General features: G+C 66.1%; 22 protein-coding genes and 1 pseudogene. 5 read left to right on the top strand and 18 right to left on the bottom strand.

Annotation, left to right across the window (positions count from 1 at the left end; genetic code table 11):
- Positions 1 to 24 precede the first annotated feature (24 nt).
- Positions 25 to 363 carry a cupin domain-containing protein gene (locus LV457_RS13775; RefSeq protein WP_232171752.1) on the bottom strand — a complete coding sequence of 113 codons (339 nt, stop codon included), beginning with the start codon at positions 361 to 363 and terminating at the stop codon, positions 25 to 27.
- On the opposite strand from LV457_RS13775, the gene LV457_RS13770 reads away from it, so the two are divergent.
- On the top strand, positions 362 to 1,417 hold the full coding sequence (locus tag LV457_RS13770) for a GlxA family transcriptional regulator (RefSeq protein WP_232171750.1): 1,056 nt from the start codon (positions 362 to 364) through the stop codon (positions 1,415 to 1,417). The genes LV457_RS13775 and LV457_RS13770 overlap by 2 nt on opposite strands.
- Positions 1,418 to 1,427: 10 nt before the next feature.
- Here LV457_RS13770 and LV457_RS13765 read toward each other — a convergent pair whose 3' ends face one another.
- Together LV457_RS13765 and LV457_RS13760 are read right to left on the bottom strand one after the other, a co-directional pair.
- On the bottom strand, positions 1,428 to 2,069 hold the full coding sequence (locus tag LV457_RS13765; RefSeq protein ID WP_232171749.1) for an NAD(P)-dependent oxidoreductase: 642 nt from the start codon (positions 2,067 to 2,069) through the stop codon (positions 1,428 to 1,430).
- Complete coding sequence (locus LV457_RS13760) at positions 2,066 to 3,496, bottom strand: MFS transporter (RefSeq protein ID WP_232171842.1); 1,431 nt, start codon at positions 3,494 to 3,496, stop codon at positions 2,066 to 2,068. The genes LV457_RS13765 and LV457_RS13760 overlap by 4 nt, the downstream gene beginning before the upstream one ends.
- Positions 3,497 to 3,591: 95 nt before the next feature.
- On the opposite strand from LV457_RS13760, the gene LV457_RS13755 reads away from it, so the two are divergent.
- Entirely contained in the window at positions 3,592 to 4,359 is a 768-nt protein-coding gene (locus LV457_RS13755; protein WP_232171748.1) for a TetR/AcrR family transcriptional regulator, read from the top strand.
- 159 nt (positions 4,360 to 4,518) lie between these two features.
- Here the strand turns inward: LV457_RS13755 and LV457_RS13750 are convergent, their stop codons facing one another.
- From LV457_RS13750 to LV457_RS13720, 7 genes are all read right to left on the bottom strand, one after another.
- Positions 4,519 to 5,427 (bottom strand): aldo/keto reductase, encoded by a 909-nt coding sequence (locus tag LV457_RS13750; protein WP_255701670.1) that lies wholly within the window; start codon positions 5,425 to 5,427, stop codon positions 4,519 to 4,521.
- A 576-nt stretch (positions 5,428 to 6,003) separates the two neighbouring features.
- Complete coding sequence (locus LV457_RS13745; RefSeq protein ID WP_232171746.1) at positions 6,004 to 6,354, bottom strand: hypothetical protein; 351 nt, start codon at positions 6,352 to 6,354, stop codon at positions 6,004 to 6,006.
- A gap of 181 nt (positions 6,355 to 6,535) precedes the next feature.
- The gene (locus LV457_RS13740) at positions 6,536 to 7,144 is read right to left on the bottom strand and encodes a trans-aconitate 2-methyltransferase (RefSeq protein ID WP_232171745.1); all 609 of its coding nucleotides are present in this window, start codon (positions 7,142 to 7,144) and stop codon (positions 6,536 to 6,538) included.
- A 151-nt stretch (positions 7,145 to 7,295) separates the two neighbouring features.
- Positions 7,296 to 7,637: a hypothetical protein gene (locus LV457_RS13735; RefSeq protein ID WP_232171744.1), complete on the bottom strand. Its 342-nt coding sequence runs from the start codon at positions 7,635 to 7,637 to the stop codon at positions 7,296 to 7,298.
- Positions 7,638 to 7,713: 76 nt separating this feature from the next.
- Positions 7,714 to 8,505 (bottom strand): SDR family oxidoreductase, encoded by a 792-nt coding sequence (locus LV457_RS13730; protein WP_232171742.1) that lies wholly within the window; start codon positions 8,503 to 8,505, stop codon positions 7,714 to 7,716.
- A gap of 34 nt (positions 8,506 to 8,539) precedes the next feature.
- On the bottom strand, positions 8,540 to 10,078 hold the full coding sequence (locus LV457_RS13725) for an NAD(P)/FAD-dependent oxidoreductase (protein WP_232171740.1): 1,539 nt from the start codon (positions 10,076 to 10,078) through the stop codon (positions 8,540 to 8,542).
- Positions 10,075 to 11,004, bottom strand: a complete 930-nt coding sequence (locus LV457_RS13720; RefSeq protein ID WP_232171739.1) for an alpha/beta hydrolase — start codon at positions 11,002 to 11,004, stop codon at positions 10,075 to 10,077. Before LV457_RS13720 ends, LV457_RS13725 begins: the two co-directional genes overlap by 4 nt.
- A gap of 93 nt (positions 11,005 to 11,097) precedes the next feature.
- Between LV457_RS13720 and LV457_RS13715 the strand changes: the two genes are divergently transcribed.
- Positions 11,098 to 11,655 (top strand): TetR/AcrR family transcriptional regulator, encoded by a 558-nt coding sequence (locus LV457_RS13715; RefSeq protein ID WP_232171737.1) that lies wholly within the window; start codon positions 11,098 to 11,100, stop codon positions 11,653 to 11,655.
- Between the two features lie 366 nt (positions 11,656 to 12,021).
- On the opposite strand, the gene LV457_RS13710 is transcribed toward LV457_RS13715, so the two are convergent.
- Positions 12,022 to 12,354, bottom strand: coding sequence for a type II toxin-antitoxin system PemK/MazF family toxin (locus LV457_RS13710; RefSeq protein WP_232171736.1), 333 nt, complete (start codon positions 12,352 to 12,354; stop codon positions 12,022 to 12,024).
- Positions 12,351 to 12,557 carry an antitoxin MazE family protein gene (locus tag LV457_RS13705; RefSeq protein ID WP_255701669.1) on the bottom strand — a complete coding sequence of 69 codons (207 nt, stop codon included), beginning with the start codon at positions 12,555 to 12,557 and terminating at the stop codon, positions 12,351 to 12,353. Before LV457_RS13705 ends, LV457_RS13710 begins: the two co-directional genes overlap by 4 nt.
- Before the next feature lie 606 nt (positions 12,558 to 13,163).
- Here LV457_RS13705 and LV457_RS13700 point away from each other — a divergent pair.
- Positions 13,164 to 13,802: a dienelactone hydrolase family protein gene (locus LV457_RS13700; protein WP_232171734.1), complete on the top strand. Its 639-nt coding sequence runs from the start codon at positions 13,164 to 13,166 to the stop codon at positions 13,800 to 13,802.
- Positions 13,803 to 14,099: 297 nt separating this feature from the next.
- On the opposite strand, the gene LV457_RS13695 is transcribed toward LV457_RS13700, so the two are convergent.
- From LV457_RS13695 to LV457_RS13685, 3 genes are all read right to left on the bottom strand, one after another.
- The gene (locus LV457_RS13695; RefSeq protein WP_232171732.1) at positions 14,100 to 14,402 is read right to left on the bottom strand and encodes a PIN domain-containing protein; all 303 of its coding nucleotides are present in this window, start codon (positions 14,400 to 14,402) and stop codon (positions 14,100 to 14,102) included.
- 9 nt (positions 14,403 to 14,411) lie between these two features.
- Entirely contained in the window at positions 14,412 to 14,648 is a 237-nt protein-coding gene (locus tag LV457_RS13690; protein ID WP_232171731.1) for a type II toxin-antitoxin system Phd/YefM family antitoxin, read from the bottom strand.
- 309 nt (positions 14,649 to 14,957) lie between these two features.
- Positions 14,958 to 15,569 (bottom strand): glyoxalase, encoded by a 612-nt coding sequence (locus tag LV457_RS13685; protein WP_232171730.1) that lies wholly within the window; start codon positions 15,567 to 15,569, stop codon positions 14,958 to 14,960.
- Between the two features lie 64 nt (positions 15,570 to 15,633).
- Between LV457_RS13685 and LV457_RS13680 the strand changes: the two genes are divergently transcribed.
- The gene (locus LV457_RS13680; protein ID WP_232171729.1) at positions 15,634 to 16,299 is read left to right on the top strand and encodes a TetR/AcrR family transcriptional regulator; all 666 of its coding nucleotides are present in this window, start codon (positions 15,634 to 15,636) and stop codon (positions 16,297 to 16,299) included.
- A gap of 62 nt (positions 16,300 to 16,361) precedes the next feature.
- Here the strand turns inward: LV457_RS13680 and LV457_RS13675 are convergent.
- The 3 genes and pseudogenes from LV457_RS13675 to LV457_RS13665 form a co-directional block, all read right to left on the bottom strand.
- Positions 16,362 to 16,741, bottom strand: a pseudogene (locus tag LV457_RS13675) (type II toxin-antitoxin system death-on-curing family toxin).
- Positions 16,738 to 16,941: an antitoxin Phd gene (locus tag LV457_RS13670; RefSeq protein ID WP_232171728.1), complete on the bottom strand. Its 204-nt coding sequence runs from the start codon at positions 16,939 to 16,941 to the stop codon at positions 16,738 to 16,740. Before LV457_RS13670 ends, LV457_RS13675 begins: the two are co-directional and overlap by 4 nt.
- A gap of 150 nt (positions 16,942 to 17,091) precedes the next feature.
- Positions 17,092 to 17,880, bottom strand: a complete 789-nt coding sequence (locus tag LV457_RS13665) for an ABC transporter permease (protein WP_232171727.1) — start codon at positions 17,878 to 17,880, stop codon at positions 17,092 to 17,094.
- Between the last annotated feature and the right edge of the window lie 10 nt (positions 17,881 to 17,890).

Below are 17,890 nucleotides of genomic sequence, written 5' to 3'. Positions count from 1 at the left end.
GACCGCGCGGGCCGGGGTCGCTCCTCAGCCACGCGGATAGAAGAGAAAGAGCGTGCACCCCGTCGTGGTTTGCGGCACGTGCCAGGAGCCGGCGGGGGCATGGATGAAGGATCCCTGCGGATACCCGCGTACCCCGTCGTGGAAGGTGCCCTGGACGACGAAAACCTCCTCCGGCCCCGGCTCGTGGACGTCGCGGTGCGGCCAGCTGGTGTCAGGATCCATCTCCAGCACGAACGCTGCGGCGCCGCCGTCGCCTGCCCACAGCGGCCGCAGCCGGATGCCGGGGAACAGCTCCCGCACCGGCGCTTGCGCCACCGTCGCCCACTCATATCCCGCCATCTCCGGTCCATCGTTCGAGTTCATGACGCAATGGTGGAAGCGGGCGCGGGTCGAGGCCAGTGTCACGAAAGACGTGTGTGGGTACAATCTCGCCATGGTCGGCGGGAGCTGCTCCGTTCACCGGGTGGTAGCGCTGGTCAATGCGCCGCAGGGTGCATTCGAACTCGGTTGTGTCGCAGAGGTGTTCGGAACCCCGCGCGAGTCAATCCCGACCCGCTACGAGCTGACGGTGTGTGCCGAGTCGCCCGGCCGGGTCCCGACCACGGCCGGTGTCAGCGTGACCGTGGAGCGAGGACTATCCGAACTCGAGGCCGCCGACACGATCGTCATCCCGGGGTGGCGCCCGCCGGACGCGGCAGTGTCGGATTCTGTGCTCGACGCGCTTCGGGTCGCGCACGCGCGTGGCTGCCGGATCGTCACCATCTGCAGCGGCGTGTTCGCGCTGGCCCGCACCGGCTTGCTCGACGGTCGTCGCGCCACCACGCACTGGGCAGCCACCGCTCGCTTGCAGACCGCGTTTCCCGACATCGACGTCGATCCGGACGCGTTGTACGTCGACCATGGCGATGTCGCGACGAGTGCCGGCGCGGGCGCCGGTATCGACCTGTGCCTCCATCTGGTACGCACTGACCAGGGCGCGGCGTACGCCGACCGAATCGCCAGGCACATGGTGCTGCCGCCCTACCGGCAAGGGGGACAGACGCAGTTCGCGATGCCGCTGCAGTCGCCCACTCCGCAGCCGTCACTGGCGGAAGTGCTCAACTGGGTCGGCGAACGCCTCGACGAACCGATCCGGTTGGCCGACATGGCAACTCAGCTTCGGGTATCGACGCGCACGCTGGCGCGGCGCTTCACCGAGCAGCTCGGCGTGAGTCCCGGGCAATGGCTCCTCGCCCAACGCGTCGCCCGCGCGCAGATCCTGCTGGAGACGACCGACCTGCCGGTCGACGTGATCGCCAGACGCGTCGGGCTGGTGTCGGCCACCAATCTGCGCCGCCGCTTCCACGCCGCGACGCAGACCACCCCGGCCGCATACCGCCGGTCCTTTCGCGCCGCGGCGGGCGGCACTCGAGGGTGAACTCGACTACTCAGCGTGTGATCGTCGGGTAGCGGCGGATCCATTCCTCGCTGGTGGCGCACTGCACCACGAATTGAGCGAGGGCGGAACGACTGATTCCGATCCCCCCGGGTGGGATTGCGCCATCGCCGATGCGGTAAGCGCCCTGTGACTGCCGCTCGTCAAGGCGTCCGGGCCGGACGAACGTCCATTCGAGGTCGGACGCCGCAATTAGGCGTTCCATGTCGGACATATCGGCGTACGTGCTGCGACCGAGCGGTGCCAGGAGGTGGCGATACCACCAGCGATGGCCAGGGTCGTCGAGGCGGACACCGCACGATGTGATTCCGACGAAACGTCCTGCGCCGGACTCGCTTTGGGCCGCAATGACGGCTCGTGCGGTGTCGCCGTACAAGCCGTTCGACCTACGGCCCTTGTGCCCCACGGCAGAGACCACGACGCGGTCAGGTCGCAGAGCGGCCACCCACGAGCTCGGGTCACGTGAGTCGCCGATGTGAAGAGTCACCCCGGGCACCTGAAACTGGTCCGCTCGCTGCGGATCTCGGATGACCGCAGTGACGGTGCAACCGGCCCGGAGCGCTTCGCCGACGATGAGGCGGCCGGTACGTCCGGCGGCACCGAGGACAACGAGATGTCGCGCGTTGCCAGTCATGTGCGTTTCGGCTCCTCGGGTGTCGTCGAGTGACGGGGTAGTAGCGGAACGGCGACCACCAGGCACGCTGCCGTGACCACCAGGGCAAGCCAAAGGGTGACGCGCATGGCGCAGACCGGCCCCGAGGCAGCGGCGGCGAAGTACACCGAGGTCACGACTGCCGTGCCAATGCCGTTGGCCAACTGCTGAATTGCGTTGAGAGATCCACTTGCTGCACCCGCATCACCGGGCGCCACATCGCCCAGGGTGACGTTGAAAATGGCGTTGAAGCATGTGCCGGCCCCCAGGCCGATGATCAACGTCGCGACACCAAGTTGCCACGAGGTCGGGTTCCCATCGTATCGGACCACGACGGCCAGCAGCGTGCCCAATCCGGCACCGCTAGCCGTAAGCCCAAGCGCGACAACCCATCTTCCTAACCTGCTCAGGAGTGCGGTGCTGAGCGTTGATCCCATGGCGATACCGATCGTCAGTGGGAGCAAGTTGATGGCGGCCTGAGTTGGCGAGAAGTGCAGGCTCAGTTGAAAATTGAGAGACAGCACGTACATCACACCACTGAAGATGGCGAAGATCAGCAGTCCGGCGATCAGCCCGGTAGAAAAGCCGCGATTGGCAAGCAGCGAACGATCGAGCAAAGGATGTGCGACGGCACGCTGCTGCCTGACGAATAGCGCGAAACAGACCGCTCCGCCGCCGATGAGGGACAACGGCAGTTCGGTCCAGCCATCGTTGGTGCCGTGAACCACACCCGCCAAGACCCCGAAGGCGGCGACGATCATCAGCAGAGCGCCGGTTGTGTCGATGCGGGTTTCCCGGGTGGCCGCCACGCGCGGTAGGACTCGCCACGCCAACAAGAACCCGGCACCGCCAACCACCACGTTGATGAGGAACACCGCTCGCCAGCTCAGGCCCAGAAGGTCGGCGTCAAGCAGGAGGCCACCGAACACGGGTCCACCCGCCGCGAAGATGACGAGCGCCGGCGCGAAGATGGCGAAGGCACGCTTCAACATGTCCCTGGGAAAAGCTGCGGCCATGATGGCCATGCCCTGCGGGATCAGCAACGCCCCGAACGCGCCCTGCACGACACGGGCTGTGATCAGCGCTGATGCGTTCGGCGCGCAACCGGCCAACACCGACGCGGCTACGAACCCCGCCATACCGAGAAGAAACGTTTGCCGCTGTCCATAGCGGTCACCGAGCCGCCCGCCGACCACCATGAGCGAACCCAACGCGACGGAGTAACCGGCGCCCAGCCACTTCACCAACGATTCGCCCCCACCGATATCACGCATGATCGTCGGGGCGGCAACGCTGGTGACCGTCCCATCGACCAAATCGAGCGCATCAGCGAACAACACCGCAACCAAGGCCAGCCACATTTGACGCCGCGACAGAGCCGGCTTCGGACTGGTAACCGCGGGCAACACACTCAACGCTTGTCTCTTCTCGGTGGTGGAAGCATCAGACGCACTCGGTGGACGAACGCGTTCGTTACGAACATGTTCGTTATACACTAGCCGGCATGGAGCCGGTTCAATCACGCGCGACTCGCCGGGAGCCCGTAAGCCGACGCGCGCGACCCGCCAAGGCGCCCTTGTCGCGCGCCGCAATCGTCGACGCGGCCCTGACGGTGATCGAACGCGACGGCAAGGACGACCTCTCGATGCGGAAAGTGGCCGGAGAACTGAACACCGGCGCCGCCTCGCTATATGTCTACGTCCGCAACACAACTCACTTGAGAGCGCTGGTGCTGGACCGCCTGCTGGCGCAGCTAGACCTGTCGTGGGATGGCGTCGACTGCCCGCGGAGTCGGCTGCACCGGCTGCTCATCGAGTACATGGATCTGCTCATCGACCACCCCGCAGTAGCGCAGGCTGCGCTCTACATCTGGCCCGACGGGCCGCACTACCTTGACCTCTTGGAGTTGCTCCTCAAGTTGCTGCTCTCGGCAGGCATCTCCCCGGACGAGCGTGCGGCCTGGGCGGTCGATCTTCTGCTGCAGCACTGCACCGCAAGTGCGTTGGAATGGAGCCAGCGATCGAACAAGGGCGAGCAAGGCATCACGGACCTGATTCAGACCCTGCAGCGCGCAGATCCCGACCGGCACCCCACGTTGCACACGATGGGATCAGACATCTTCATCGGCGGGAGCAACAATGAGCGCCGTGACCGCAGCGTCGCCATGCTCCTCAGTGCCATCCTGGCGCCGCCGAGCGGCGGAACCGATCCGAGTCGTCCGAAGGACGAGGCCGCCCCGACCCTGACATCCCGAGGAAGCGCTGATGACTGAGCCATGCGCAGGATCGCCGATCGCCGGACCGGCGTGCGAGAACATCACGCGTTCGACCAATACCTCCTTGCCGTCTGAGTCGCTCCACGGGATCCGCGTAACGGCCGGCTCCGTGGTGCCGATCTGCACCCGTCGACGCTGGGATGTGCGCCGGCGATCTCACCGCCTCTCGGCGTAGCGGCCACCCCGAACCTGATCGCTGAGGGGTTGTAGCTGCGCCAAAGCCTCCGCGTCCAGTCCGACGTTCAGCGAGGCGACGTTCTGGTCGAGTCTGTCGGCACGGCGCGTTCCGGGAATCGGCACGACGGGGACGCCCAGGCGCTCCTCCTGCGCGTACACCCAGGCCAGGGCGACCTGTGCCGGCAGGACGGCAAGCCGGTCGGCCACTTCGCGGACGGTGTCCGCAATCGCTTGGTTCTGCTTGCTGGCGTCACCTGTGAACCGCGGGTTGCGGGCGCGGAAGTCGCTGGCGTCAAGATTCTCCGTCTTCACCGAGCCGGTGAGGAAACCGCGACCCAACGGAGCGTACGGCACCAGTCCGACGCCCAATTCGGCCATGACGGGCGTCACCGGCTCCACATCCCTCGTCCAGAGGGAGTATTCGCTCTGCACGGCGGCGATTGGGTGTACGGCGTGAGCGCGACGCAACAGGTCGCCGCTGACCTCGCTGAGTCCGAGATAGCGGACCTTGCCCGCCTCGACGAGTTCGGCCATCGCGCCGACCGTGTCCTCGATCTCGGCGTTGTCGGGCGGCCGGTGCAGGTAGTAGAGATCGATGTGGTCGACGCCGAGCCGCAGGAGCGATGCATCGCAGGACCGCTTGACGTAGGGCGGATCGCCTCGGTGGAAACGATTCTCGTCACCGCCGCTGCGGTCGATTCCGAACTTCGTGGCGATCTGTACGTCGTCGCGTCTGCCGACGATTCCGCGCCCGACGAGCACTTCGTTGTGGCCTGCGCCGTATTGGTCAGCGGTGTCAAGGAACGTAACTCCCGCGTCAATGGCATGGCGGATCGTGGCGATGCTGGTGTCCCAGTCGGATGCGCCGTAGTACTCACTCATTCCCATGCAGCCCAGTCCCTGAGCTGACACGTCGAGACCACCGAGAGTAGTACGCCTCACGTTCGATCCCTTCTCCTCGTCATGGCGTCGAGAATTCGAAGGCTAATCCGTTGCGGAGCAGTCAGACTGGGTGCAGTACTCCTAGGCAGCGCTGCGTGGAAAGCGTGTGTCGCGCGCAATTCGTCACTGTGACGTATCGCGGGCGCGCCGGCGGGGAGGGGCATAGTTGCGCAGACGAAGACCAGGCTCGTGCGTCGACGCCGACGGGTGCGAGCGAAGTGGAGTGTGTCGTCGACGCGCGGCTCGATCCTGTGCTTCCGACGTAGCCCTCGTGCAACTCCGTCGGGAGGTGGAACGCGACCGTTGTTCAATCGGGTGTCGACCAGACTGTTACGCAGTCGAAGCCGTTCGCTCTTCGACGTTCTACCGATAAGCGACATTATGTCAAGTAACGGGGGCGTGGTATTGCACTGCGGTTCAACACTTCTCGCGCCTCTTTGTCCTGTCTCAATATATCTGGCGGATTTCGCATTTGACCTGGCGGTTTTCGGTGTGTCGTTCGTATCTCAGTTGATCTGGCGGTTAATGTCGTACCCCGGTCGCAGTCTCAGTTGCGATGACCGAAGGAGGTCGGGATGGCAGCTGCACGTCGCCGTCCGCCGTCCGATAGCTCGATCTCAGATCGGCGCTAGCGAGCTGGTCGACCGCTACTCCGCGCTGGCGAGCGGGCAACCCGTCACCGACGATGACGTGCAGCTGGCAGCTCAACGCGTCGAGGAAGCCCGTGACCGCGCCGCCGACGCCCACCACAGCGCCGCTGAGCGTCACGACCGGTCGGCCCAGGTGCACGAACGCGCCGCACGGGTCCACGACGAGGCGGCACTGGCAGGCGTCGGTGATCCTGGCGAGCATCATGCCGCCGCCCAACACCACCGACGGGCTGCTGCCGCAGATCGATCCGCTGCCGAAGCCGACTCCCGCGCGGCCGAGGCAGACGAACAGCGATAGCTCATCACCCCAACACCGACCCCCCGGCCCACGCCGTCAATCGTGTCTCGTTTCTAGAAGATGTAGACGCTGCGATCTGTCTCGGCTGACCCGAAGGTCGTGCGCACTACGCATTGTCTTGTTGTGCGATAAGGACGGCCGCGGGTCCACTGGTCTGATCGGCGGGCAGGCGCAGGTCGGCCACGGGCCGCAGCCCCGCCCGTTGCACCAGGGCGATAAGCTGTTCTGGTTGCCACTGGTAGGTCGTCCACTTCACCGGCACCCCGTTGTAGGCCTCGGTGCGCTCGACGTCGTGGTCACCGGCGTGGGTGGCAATGATCAACTGCCCGCCAGGGCGCAGCGCCGCGGCGTAGGAGGCTAAAACCGCAGGGAGGATGTCGCGCGGCAGGTTGAACAAAGACCACCAGCCCAGGACTCCGCCCAGCGATGCGGGTCGGAGGTCGAGGTCGGTGGCCGAGCCGACGGTGAACGTGCACTGGGGATGCAGGCGCCGGGCGTGGTCAATCATGCGTGGTGAGAGGTCGACCCCGGAGGCCTCGATCCCGCGCGCGGCGAGGTAGGCCGTCACCGTGCCCGGTCCGCATCCGACATCGAGGACAGGGCCGATCGGCGCGACGGTGCTCGCGAACGCGTCCATGGCCGCCTTCAGCCAAAGGTGGGTGCGGATATCGCCGATACCCGTGGTGGTGACCATCTCGACGTACTTGTCAGCCACACGGTTATACGACTCGCGAACGGTGTCGAGATCAGCAGGTTGGGGCGCGGGTCACGGGGTCATCATGGTCAAGTTAGCCATGCCCGCTGACACGGGAGACGCCGTGTCAGCCGGTCGCTTTTGAGCGTCTCTGGTGCCGTGCGCTCGTCGACTACCCGGATACTGATCGTTGTTTGGAGGACGTCATCTGTTGCAGCGGAGAACTTTTGATTTTTGCGAGGAGGTTCCTCAGCCGCGGCTCGTCGGCTTGCCCGCGGTAGCAGTCCAGCCAGGTGGCGATGTCAGCCATCAGGTCGTGTTCGAGAGGGACGTGGTTGCGCACGATCGCGGTGATCAGCTCACCGATGGCGGAGAACGTCTCGTCCACGCCGATGGAGACATGAATGCGATCGCGCTCGATCCGGCTGAGATGCGGGCGAACCGCGGCGGTGAGCGCCCAGGCCAAGGCGTGATCATCAGACGCCGTCCACGTTGTCGCTTTGCTGATGGACACCGTTCCCTCCTTCGCCGTGACGATCATTCGCTGTGGAGATTGGAATGCGTCTTCTCGTGCTGGGGGTGTTGCCGCGTTATTTGAAGGGGTTGAGGTTGCGGCCTAGGATGTATTGGAGGCGTTGCGGCAGTGGGCGTACGGCGGCGGCGGTGAGTTTGTTCACCGTGCCGGGGATGCAGATGGGTTTGCCGGCCATGACCGCCTCATAGCCTTCGCGCACGACGTCTTCCGGGTTCTGCCAGAGCAGGCCGGGGAGGCGGTCGGCGGCGTCGCGGGCGTCCATCACGTCGTGGAACTCGCTGTGGGTGAAGCCGGGGCATAGTGCGGTGACGTGGACGCCGTGGGGTTTGAGTTCCATGTCCAGGGATTGGGACATGTGGAGCACGTAGGCCTTGATGCCGGTGTAGAGCAGCCCTTCTCCGGGCGGACCCATCGCGGCCAGGGAGGACAGGTTGACGATGCGCCCCCAACCCCGTTGCTTCATGTCCGGGATCACCCGGTGCGCCAGTTCGGTTGTCGCGGTGACCATCAGCTGGATCTCGCCGGCCACCGATTCCCACGGGTTCTGCGAGAACTTCTTGCTCGCCGACAGGCCGGCGTTGTTGATCAGCACGTCGACGGGCATGTCGACGTGAGCGGCGTGGTCGACGATCGCCGCAGGTGTGGTGGGGTCGGTGAGGTCGGCGGCGAGGACCTCGGCGCGCCCGCCGTGCGCCTGCTGGAGTTCGGCGGCGAGTTGTTCGAGGCGGTCGGCGCGGCGCGCGACGAGCAGGACGTCGTAGCCCTGGGCGGCGAGGTGGCGGGCGAATGCGGCGCCGATGCCGGCAGAGGCGCCGGTGATCAGTGCGGCCCGTCGTGGGTCGGTCATGGGAAAGCCTTTCTGACGAAGCGGGGTCGGGGTGTCAGGACGCGGTCTGCCGCGTTGTGCGGGTGCGGTAGTTGGCCAGGTCGAAGGTCTTGGTCCGCGAGCGGAACTTGAAGGTGAAGGTCGGCCACATCACCGAGTTGCGGCCGCGGGAGTCCAGATACCAGCTGGAGCATCCCCCGGAGTTCCACACGGTTCCCTCCAAGGCGTCGTCGACCCACGCGTTATAGGCCGCTTGGGCCTCGGGACGGACGTCGACCGAGGCCAGACCCTCGGCGCGCATGGTGGCCAGGGCGGCGGCGAGGTAGGCGGCCTGGGATTCGAGCATGTACACGATCGAGCTGTGGCCCAGGTTGGTGTTGGGCCCGTACATCAGGAACAGGTTCGGAAAACCTGCCACCGTCATACCCAGGTGTGCACTCGGGCTGCCCGCCCAGTGCGCGGCCAGGGTGTCGCCGCCGGTGCCGGTCAGCAGGTGCGCCACCGGCGGCTCGGTCGGGGTGAACCCGGTGGCGAAGATGATGGTGTCCACCTCGTGGTGGGTGCCGGCGCCGTCGATGACACCGGTCGGGGTGACCTCGGTTAGGGCGCTGGTGACCACGTCCACGTCGGCGCGGGACAGGGTGGGTAGCCAGTCGTTGGTGAGCAGGATGCGCTTGCAGCCGATGGTGAAGTCCGGGGTCAGTGCCTTGCGTAGTGTCGGGTCGGGGACCTGTCGGCGCAAGAGACCTTTGGCGACGAGCTGGACCAGCGGCAGCAGCCAGGTCAGGTGCGCCAACGCCGCGAGGTAGATTTCGCGGTAGCCGTACACCAGGGCGCGGACCGCCCTCTGCACCAGTGGGATTCGGCGGTACAAGGCCTTTTCGACGCGGCCCAGGGTGCGGTCCAGGCGGGGCATCACCCACGCCGGTGTCCTTTGGAACACCGTCAGATGAGCGGTGCGGTCGGCGATCTCGGGCACGAACTGCACTGCCGACGCTCCGGTACCGATCACCGCGACCCGCTCCCCGGTCAGGTCGTGGTCGTGATTCCAGGTGGCGGAGTGAAACACCGTGCCCCCGAAGTCATCGAGTCCTGGTACGTCGGGCAGTTTGGGGGTGGACAGCGCTCCGGTCGCCGCCACCAGCACCGTCGCGGTCAACGCGCCCAACGAGGTGCTGACCTGCCAGTGCTGCTCGTCGTCGTTCCAGGATGCGCCGAGCAACTCACATCCGGTGATCAGGTGGCGGCGCAGCCCGGTCTGGTCTGCCACCGAGGTGAGGTAGCGGTGGATTTCGGGTTGGCGGGCGAACGTGTGACTCCAGTCCGCGCTGGGGGCGAAGGAGAACGAGTACAGCGACGTCGGCACGTCACACGCACATCCGGGGTAGGTGTTGTCGCGCCACGTGCCGCCGACCTCCTCGGCCCGCTCGATGATCAGCACGTCGGCTCGGGGGTCTGCACGGAGCACCGCTGCCGCGGCGGCCATCCCGGCGAATCCCGCCCCCACGATCAGGGTGTGCACGGCTGGCGGTAGCGACGGGGTAGGTGCGGCCGGTGACGGGGTGGCCGGTGGCGTGGTGGGTGGTGTCGTCATCGGCTGGCTCCGACGTGGCGGTTCAGGAAGTCGATCTGGTCGGTGACGATTTGCTCGAAGTGCGGATCCAAATACGGTTCGAAGTGGGAGATGTCGTAGGACTTCACCTCTCCGTGGGGGATGCGGGCGACGATTTTTCGTGCCTTCGCATACGGGGTGACGTCGTCCTTGGTGGCCAGTTGCACCAACGTCGGTGCGGTGATCTTGGTGGCGTGTCGTCCGGGTGAATACGTCGGCACGCGCAGGGCGATGCGGGCGGCGACGTCGTTTTCGGCCTCGAGCTGTGCGCGCTTGTGCTCGGCCGCTTCGCCGCCGGCCATCTCCTCGACCAGTTCATAGGCCCCCGGTGAGGTCATCATCGCGAAATCACCAGGCCGGCCGATGGAGGTGACTCGGTACGGTTCGCGCCCCAGCCAGGCGCCGACCTGATCGCGTAGCCCGGCGGCGACCAGACGCGCGACCAACTTTGGGGATTGGGAGAACGCTGAGGCGGGGCCGGAGACGTGGGGCACCTGCACGATCGCGGCGGTGAACGCGTTGTCGCGGGCGGCCAACGTGAGGACGTGGCCACCGCCGAACGACGACCCCCACCCCACCACCCGGCTGGTGTCGACGCCGTCGAGGCTTCGGGCGTAAGCGACGGCGGCCCGCCAGTCGGCCTGTTGCTTGGCGATGTCCAGGATGCGGCGGGGTTCACCGTCGCTGGCACCCCAGTGCCGGTAGTCGAACACCAGCGCCGCGTACCCCGCTTGGGCGAACCGGGCGGCGTAGGCATCCAGGCGCAACTCGCGAAACGCCGCGAACCCATGGGCCAAAACGACGATGGGCGGATTGGTCACCCCGTCGGGGCGGTAGAGCCACGCCGCGCACGTCGTGCCCCCGGACAAGAACGTGACGTCGGTCCGGACATAGGTGTGCTCAGTCATGACTCTCCCTGTCGTACGCTCAGTTCTTGATTTACGTTCAAGAAGCTACCAGTATCTTGAACGTCGATCAACACAGTGTTCTAAGCTGAGGCCATGCCGCGCAACCGACGACCCCAGGCGCCGGAGGAGAAACGCGGCGAGATCCTCGCCGCGGCACGCGCGCTGTTCGTCGAGGACGGGTATGACGCCACGTCGATGTCTCGTCTCGCCGCAGCGGCCGGCGTGGCGGCCAATACCGTGTACTGGTACTTCGCCGACAAGGACGCCGTGCTCATCGGGGTGCTCGACGACGTGATGACCGACGTGTGGTCACAGTACGAAGCGGTGGCCCACGAGCCCATCACCGCGCGACTGCTGTGGGTGGTGCGCCAACTGCAGCAGATGAGCCGGCTGGTCAGCGCCGTGCACGCCCGCGCCGAACAGTCACCGGCAATCGCCCAATGGCACGACAACTTCCACCTGCTCACCGGAAGCATTTACCGATGGGAATTGCAGAACGCCGGCGCTCCCGAAGAGGTTCTGGACGCCGAGGTCATGATCGGTGTGTTCACCATCGAAGGCTTGCTGATGCACCCCCTCGGGGAAGAGCAGGAACGCGCGGTCTTGGACACTCTCGCCGGACGCTGGTTCACCCCACCCACGCCGAACTGAACCATCCACGCGCCCACGGATCTGGCCTTCGGTTCTGGGTTGCCGACCGAGATTGATGACGGTCGGACGCGCCTCGCTGCGCACAAGCTCTGACGACTTCATTAGACCAGTCTCAGATCTAGAGAAACGAGACGCCTCAAACACGCCGCTCCCCCACCGCAAAAGCCCAGGCCGGTTCGTCTAATATCTTGTCTCGAATTGCTCCGCGCCCACGAGTCGCCCACGGGCGGAACGCCGGGCACTCAAGACCGCCGATCACAACCGCCAACTCAGATGAGACAGACCCACACGATTGCGTCTCATTCAAACTGGCGGTTCCCTGCAGCGAACCGCCAAACTGACTAGGAACGGACACTCTTCCTGCTGCTATCGGGCAAGCCCGAGGAATGCCATCATCGCCCGCTCAACCTCGACCATTTGCTCGGCAGTCAGCCGGCCAATCCGGGCCTGGACGTTCGACTTTCTGACGGTAGTGAGCTTGTCGATCATCACGTCACTATCGTGGTCAAGTCCGGATAGCAGGCCCTCTCCGCCGGCAACCCGAATGCGCATCAAAGGTGCATCCAACAGAATGCTGGTCATCGGTGCCACAGTCACTGCACTCGTGGCATCAAAGAGGTCATCCTGAACGATAAGGGCTGGACGCGGCTTCGCCGCATAGACGCCTCCTGCTACGGTCCATATCTCCCCTCGGTTCACTCCTCGTCCCACGGTGCCGAGATCGCCTCAACGAACTCTTGGTCGTCGCTACTGGCGCCGGCCCGTGCGACCAACGATGCCTGACGGTGAGCCTCGGCCGCAAAAGTCTCGGTTCGCACATCGGGCACCCAGATCTGCAGAGGTCGCAGGCCTCGCTCCCGCATCCGTCGGCGATACTCGCCCACGCGTTCCCGCACTGCCATGCCCTTATGTTACATGTAACGCGCCCTCGGAGGAGCCAGATAATCTGACCTAAGAAATAGCGATAATCAGGCCTCACTGATCGGTGAGGCTCAAACTCGTCGACGCTAAGGCCGCTGAGCGACACAGCTGCGCCGACGTGACTCCCCTGCTGCGCAGCCCGCTCCTGTGGCCCCGCGCAATGCGCTGACTGCCGGCCCTCTACGCGGGCCGAGCTGATACACCCACCGCTTCTTAGTCGAGGAGCTTCACGTCGTCGACGCGGCGACGGGCGAACCAGACAGCCCAACCGCGTGTGTCATGCTCGTGGGCATGGCCTAGCGCTGTCGCCTCTACGGAGATGACAGCTTCACTGAGACAACCGGGACGGTGACCGTCTCAAGACACTCGGCGATTTCGCACCGAATGAGTGACAACATCACTGAGACCGGACGCCTTGCGCGCACCACTTCCCCGGCGCTACGACTGTCCGCAGCCGGTCACGTCGTTGTGATGGGGTGGGGCATGCGACGCGTTCCACGTTGAACCGCGACGGTTGGTACCCAGCGGTCGGTCAGCCTAGGGCGAACGCGGTACGACAACGCCGAATCCCTGGCTAACGTGGCCCCATGGTCGTCACGCGCGAAGTCACCTACGACGTCGACGGGATGACGATGGTCGCCTACTTGGCGCGGCCTGACGGTGAGGGGCCCTGGCCGTCAGTGCTCATCGGACATGACGGAATCGGTCTCGATGACTATCAACGCGGCCGCGCCGACGATCTCGCTGAGCGCGGCTACCTCACCTTCGCAATGGATTACCACGCCGGTCGGACGTTCTTCGGTGACCCGCACGCGATGCTTGCTCGGGTCATGCCGTTGATGGCCGACCCCGCCCGCATGCGAGCCATTGGCCGTGCGGCGCTCGACGTTTTACTCGCTGCGCCCGGCGCGGACCGCCACCGGCTCGCCGCACTCGGATACGGTGCCGGCGGCCGAATCGTGCTGGAACTCGCCAGCGCGGGAGTGCCATTCAAGGCACTCGCCGCCATCCATCCAGGCTTGCCTGCCGCACGCACCGACGATTGGATGCACGTGGGCGGAGCCTTCTTGCTATGCACAGACTCCGAAGACCCACTCTGCACACCCGGCCAACTGTTCACGTTCACCAACGCGCTCCAGGAGGCCGGAATTGACTGGCGCGCATACGTTACGGCGGAGCCAAGCACGCTTTCTGGGCCGCCCCCAAGCGGCCCGACGGCGCATTGACCGGCGGGACCACCCACACCATTGCCACCGTGCCCGGTGTCGAACATCACGCTGTGCACGCGACCCGTGCGTGGCAGGCGGTACTAGATCTGTTCGATGAAACGATCGGCTCTTCGCGGGCGCCGACAGAGCAGGCGTGACACAGGCTTACACCGCTCCGCCAGATATTCGGCGTTCGGCGTGTGAGAATTCAGCGAGGCGCTGCAGACATTCGGATCCTTGAACGTGAGCACCACCGTGACGTCACTCGAATTCGCCGTGTACGCAGAAACTCTCGACACTGCGGTTGCCCGGGGGCTATCGGTGGTGTAGGTGAGTGACGACCTGTACTTCCAGGCGCGGTATGTCCGCGACGTCGTCGGGATTGCAGGTGTAGAGCGGTACCGCATGCGCGATCGCGCTCGCCGCGATGAGCGCGTCGTACGCACGGGCTGCCGGTTTGCGTCCCGATTCGCGTAGAGCCGCCGCGACACCGCCGAATGCGCGCGCACACTCGCCGTCGAACGGTAAAACGTCGAAATCCGCCTCAGCCTGCTGGAGGTGCTGCTGGCGGGCACTGCGCTCAGCCGCGTCGTGGGTGACATGTGGTCCGACGGACACGCGGCGTCGTCATAGCGACGGATCAATCGCCTCGTCGATATCGCGCCGGAGAGCTTCCGGGCTGACCCGGGGAAGCGCCTTGCGGCGACGGATGAGCTCAGCTGGGTTGACGCTCGGGCGAGGCAACGGCCGAAGTTCTGCCACCGGCGTGCCGTCGCGTGTCACGACGATGGCGTCGCCGTGCTCTACGCGACGCAGCACCTCTCCGCCGGCATTGCGGAGGTCCCGCACCGACACTGTCCGCATGCGTGCAATGTATCCGGTGAGACGCGCGCGATGCACTTCGTGGTGGGACGACTGAACCGCGGTGGGCCGAAGGAGCCGAACGGTTCACCGTGGAGGTGCTCGTGGCCGATGAACGACGGTTGTTCGACCTGGTCGACGCCGCCAACCTGAGGTTGGCACGCTCGTGTGCGACTCGACGCCCCCTACGCGCACACGAAACCTAAGGCCCGACCGTGCGGCGACAGCGCCTCCGCATCCGCCGTCGATACTCGTCTGACCGCACGGGCCGCGCCGGGAGGCGGTCGGCTCCCCAGCGCGGCCTCGTCCGGTCTACGCGGCTTCCCAAGCGAACCCGTCAGGGTCGGTGAATGAACCTGCACCGCCGTGGATGACGAGACGGTGGGAACCGGTGCCGTCCGGGGATACGTCAACCGTCTTGGCCAGATTTGATCGGCGGTAGAGCGCCAGGACCACCGGACTCGTAGGGCTCGCGAACTGGACGTACCGGCGGCCGTAGCTCTTCGCCACGTCGAGCCCGCGCTCGACGTAGAACCGCTTGCTTGCGGCGACGTCGGAGACGCCGAGCTGCAACACGAACTGGTCGATCTCTCGCGTCGCCGGCCCGTGATCCTTCTTCGACGACGACGCGACGGTCCAGATCGAGCCATCGGGCCCGTAGACCGCGCCGCCGTAGCCCCACAGGCTCTTCTTCGCTGGCTTCAACTCGGTCGCGCCGGCTCCGAGTGCGGCGTCGATGAGCGCGTCGACCGTCGACGGCTGCGACACCACCAGCGACAAGGTGAAGCCGCGGAAGCCGGTCGACGTCGCGTCGCACGCGCGGGCGCGGACCGGCAGCGTCGGCCCGAAAGCGGCCCCGACGAATTCCTCGACGGCCGCGGGATCGGGTGCTTCGAGGGTGACGTAGTCGACACCGACTGTCATGGTCGCTCCTTCCTTACTCGTTCTGATAGTGCTACTACCATATTAATAGTAGTACTCTCAGAGTATGGCAAGGACGGGCCGCGGGCGCACCGCACCAGGAGGTCAGGCGAGGACCAGGTTGGCGCGCGCCGCGGTCATCGACGCGGCGGCCGCCCTCTTCCTCGAGCGCGGTTACGCGGCCACCACCGTGGAGGCGATCAGTGCCCGCAGCGACGTGCCGCAGGCCACCGTGTACCGGTTGTTCTCGTCCAAACACGGCATTCTCAAAGCGGTGGTGGACGTGTCGATCGCCGGTGACGACAGGCCGGTCTCGTTGCCGGAGCGCCCGCAGGTGCGAAACGCTCTCGCCGATCCTGACGCACGCCGTCAAGTGGCGGCGTTCGTCGCCGTCGCGACCGAGGTCAACACGAGGTCGGCGCCCATGTACCGCATACTCGTCGGCGCGGCGAGTGCCGACGACGAGGCCGCGGCGCTGCTGGAGGACCTGAACCGGCAGCGGCGAGCGGGCCAAGGGCAGCTCGCGCGTTCGCTGGCGCGAGCGGGTGCGCTGCGACCGGGCCTGCGGGAGCGCGACGCGGTCGATGTCCTCTACGCGCTGATGTCACCGGACGTCTACCGGTTGCTCGTTCACGACCGCAAGTGGCCGCCGAAGCGCTATCAGCAGTGGCTTGGCCAGACCCTCGTCGAGAACCTGCTGGACCCTGCAACGTTCGGTGACGTCGAGCGCTAGCAGGCCTCCACACTGAGCATCGGCTGATGCCGACTACATCAGCCCTCGATCGCGCCCGCGGGTCACATCGCGAAACCTTTCAATGCAGTGGCAATCTCGTCGATCGACGCCTGTGCGCCTGTCGCTACATCTAGCATGAGCCGCTCCGCCGCGTCGACGTCGTACGTTGATGACAGCTCGATCCCGTTGATAGTCAAGAACGTCCACGCCGCGGCCCACGCCGTTCGCTTGTTGCCGTCGACGAGGGCATGGTTTCGAGCTAGAAAGTGCAGCAGGGCTGCAGCCTTGGTGAGCATCGAGGGATAAGCATCGAGTCCGAACACCGTGGCGCGAGGCGTGCGACCGCAGCGTCGAGCAGACCGTAATCGGCCACTTCGGGAACATTGCCGAGCGCTGCCGCGGCGGCGCTCAAGACGTCGTCGCGGTCTAGGAAGGCAGTCACTCGTCGCGTAGCCTGCGGTTCAGCTCCGCCGAGCGCTGCGCGACGAGCTCGGCCGCCGCAGCGACCTGTTCCTTGTGCCGGTCGGCTCGCTGAAGCGCGGCATCGTGGACGTAGTCCTTCAGCGACTGGTCCGACTGCTGCGCGGCGATGCGCAGGGCATCCATCTCGGTCTCTTCGAAAGGGACGTTCAGGGCAGGCATGACGTGGCGGTACCAACTCTGGCACCGTTTGAGGTACCACATACCGGTGCGTTTTACCGGTGCGTTCCACGTCGACTGCGACTAGGCCATCTCCCGCGGCTGACCTTACATAGAGCGTCTCACCTGCCTGGCCGCGTCGACGCCGCCGGGCTACCTCCCGATCAGCGTCCGCTTGTTCCGGTGGCGGTCGCCCGTGACGTCTCGCCGGAGCGCGCCGCGGGCGACGAGCTCCCCCACGACCGCCACCCCGCACACCTGCGCGAGGAGCAACGCGACGAGCACCAGAACCTGTACTGCCCCGGCTTGTGCGGCCGACCCGGTGGCCAGCAGCACACCGACGAACGCCCCGGGCAGGGTCACCAGTCCGGCCGTGCGGGCCTGGTCGAGATTGGGCAGCAGCGCATCCGCCAGCGGCCGCTGGAGGACCAACATCCGCGAAAACCGTTCGGGAAGGCCCAGACTGAGCGCCGCCTCCACCTCGCCGGCGCGGTCGTCCAGGGCGTCCAGTGCGCGTCGCGCCGCCACCGCCGACGCCGTCATCGTTCCGCCCAGCACGATCCCGAACACCGGCACCAACGCGTCACCGGCGAACGGCAGCACACCGCTGAGGATCAACAGCGGGATCACCGCGAGCATGCCCGCCGCCAGGGCTGCCGTCAGCCAGGCGGCACCGCGGGTCGCCTGGCTACGTCGGGCAGCGGTGACCGACGCGACGGTGAACATCACCGCGAGAACCAGCATCGACGTCCACAGCCGTTGCAGCGCGACGGCGAGGACGGTGGCCACCGCAGCCAACTGCAATGCCGCACGCACCGCGGCGCCCGGCGCCGCCCACGGCGATCCGTTGAGGATCAGCCGGTTCACGGCGGCCGCTGCCAGGGCCATGATCACGCAGACGACGATCAGCGTGGGGCTCAACAATGGTTGGACGCTGCTCACCACGCCGAGT

The sequence above is a fragment of the Mycobacterium sp. MYCO198283 genome (genome assembly GCF_021213805.1).
Classification (GTDB): domain Bacteria; phylum Actinomycetota; class Actinomycetes; order Mycobacteriales; family Mycobacteriaceae; genus Mycobacterium.
Note: the sequence above shows the minus strand (reverse complement) of the source record. Positions and strands in the feature narration are given on the sequence as shown.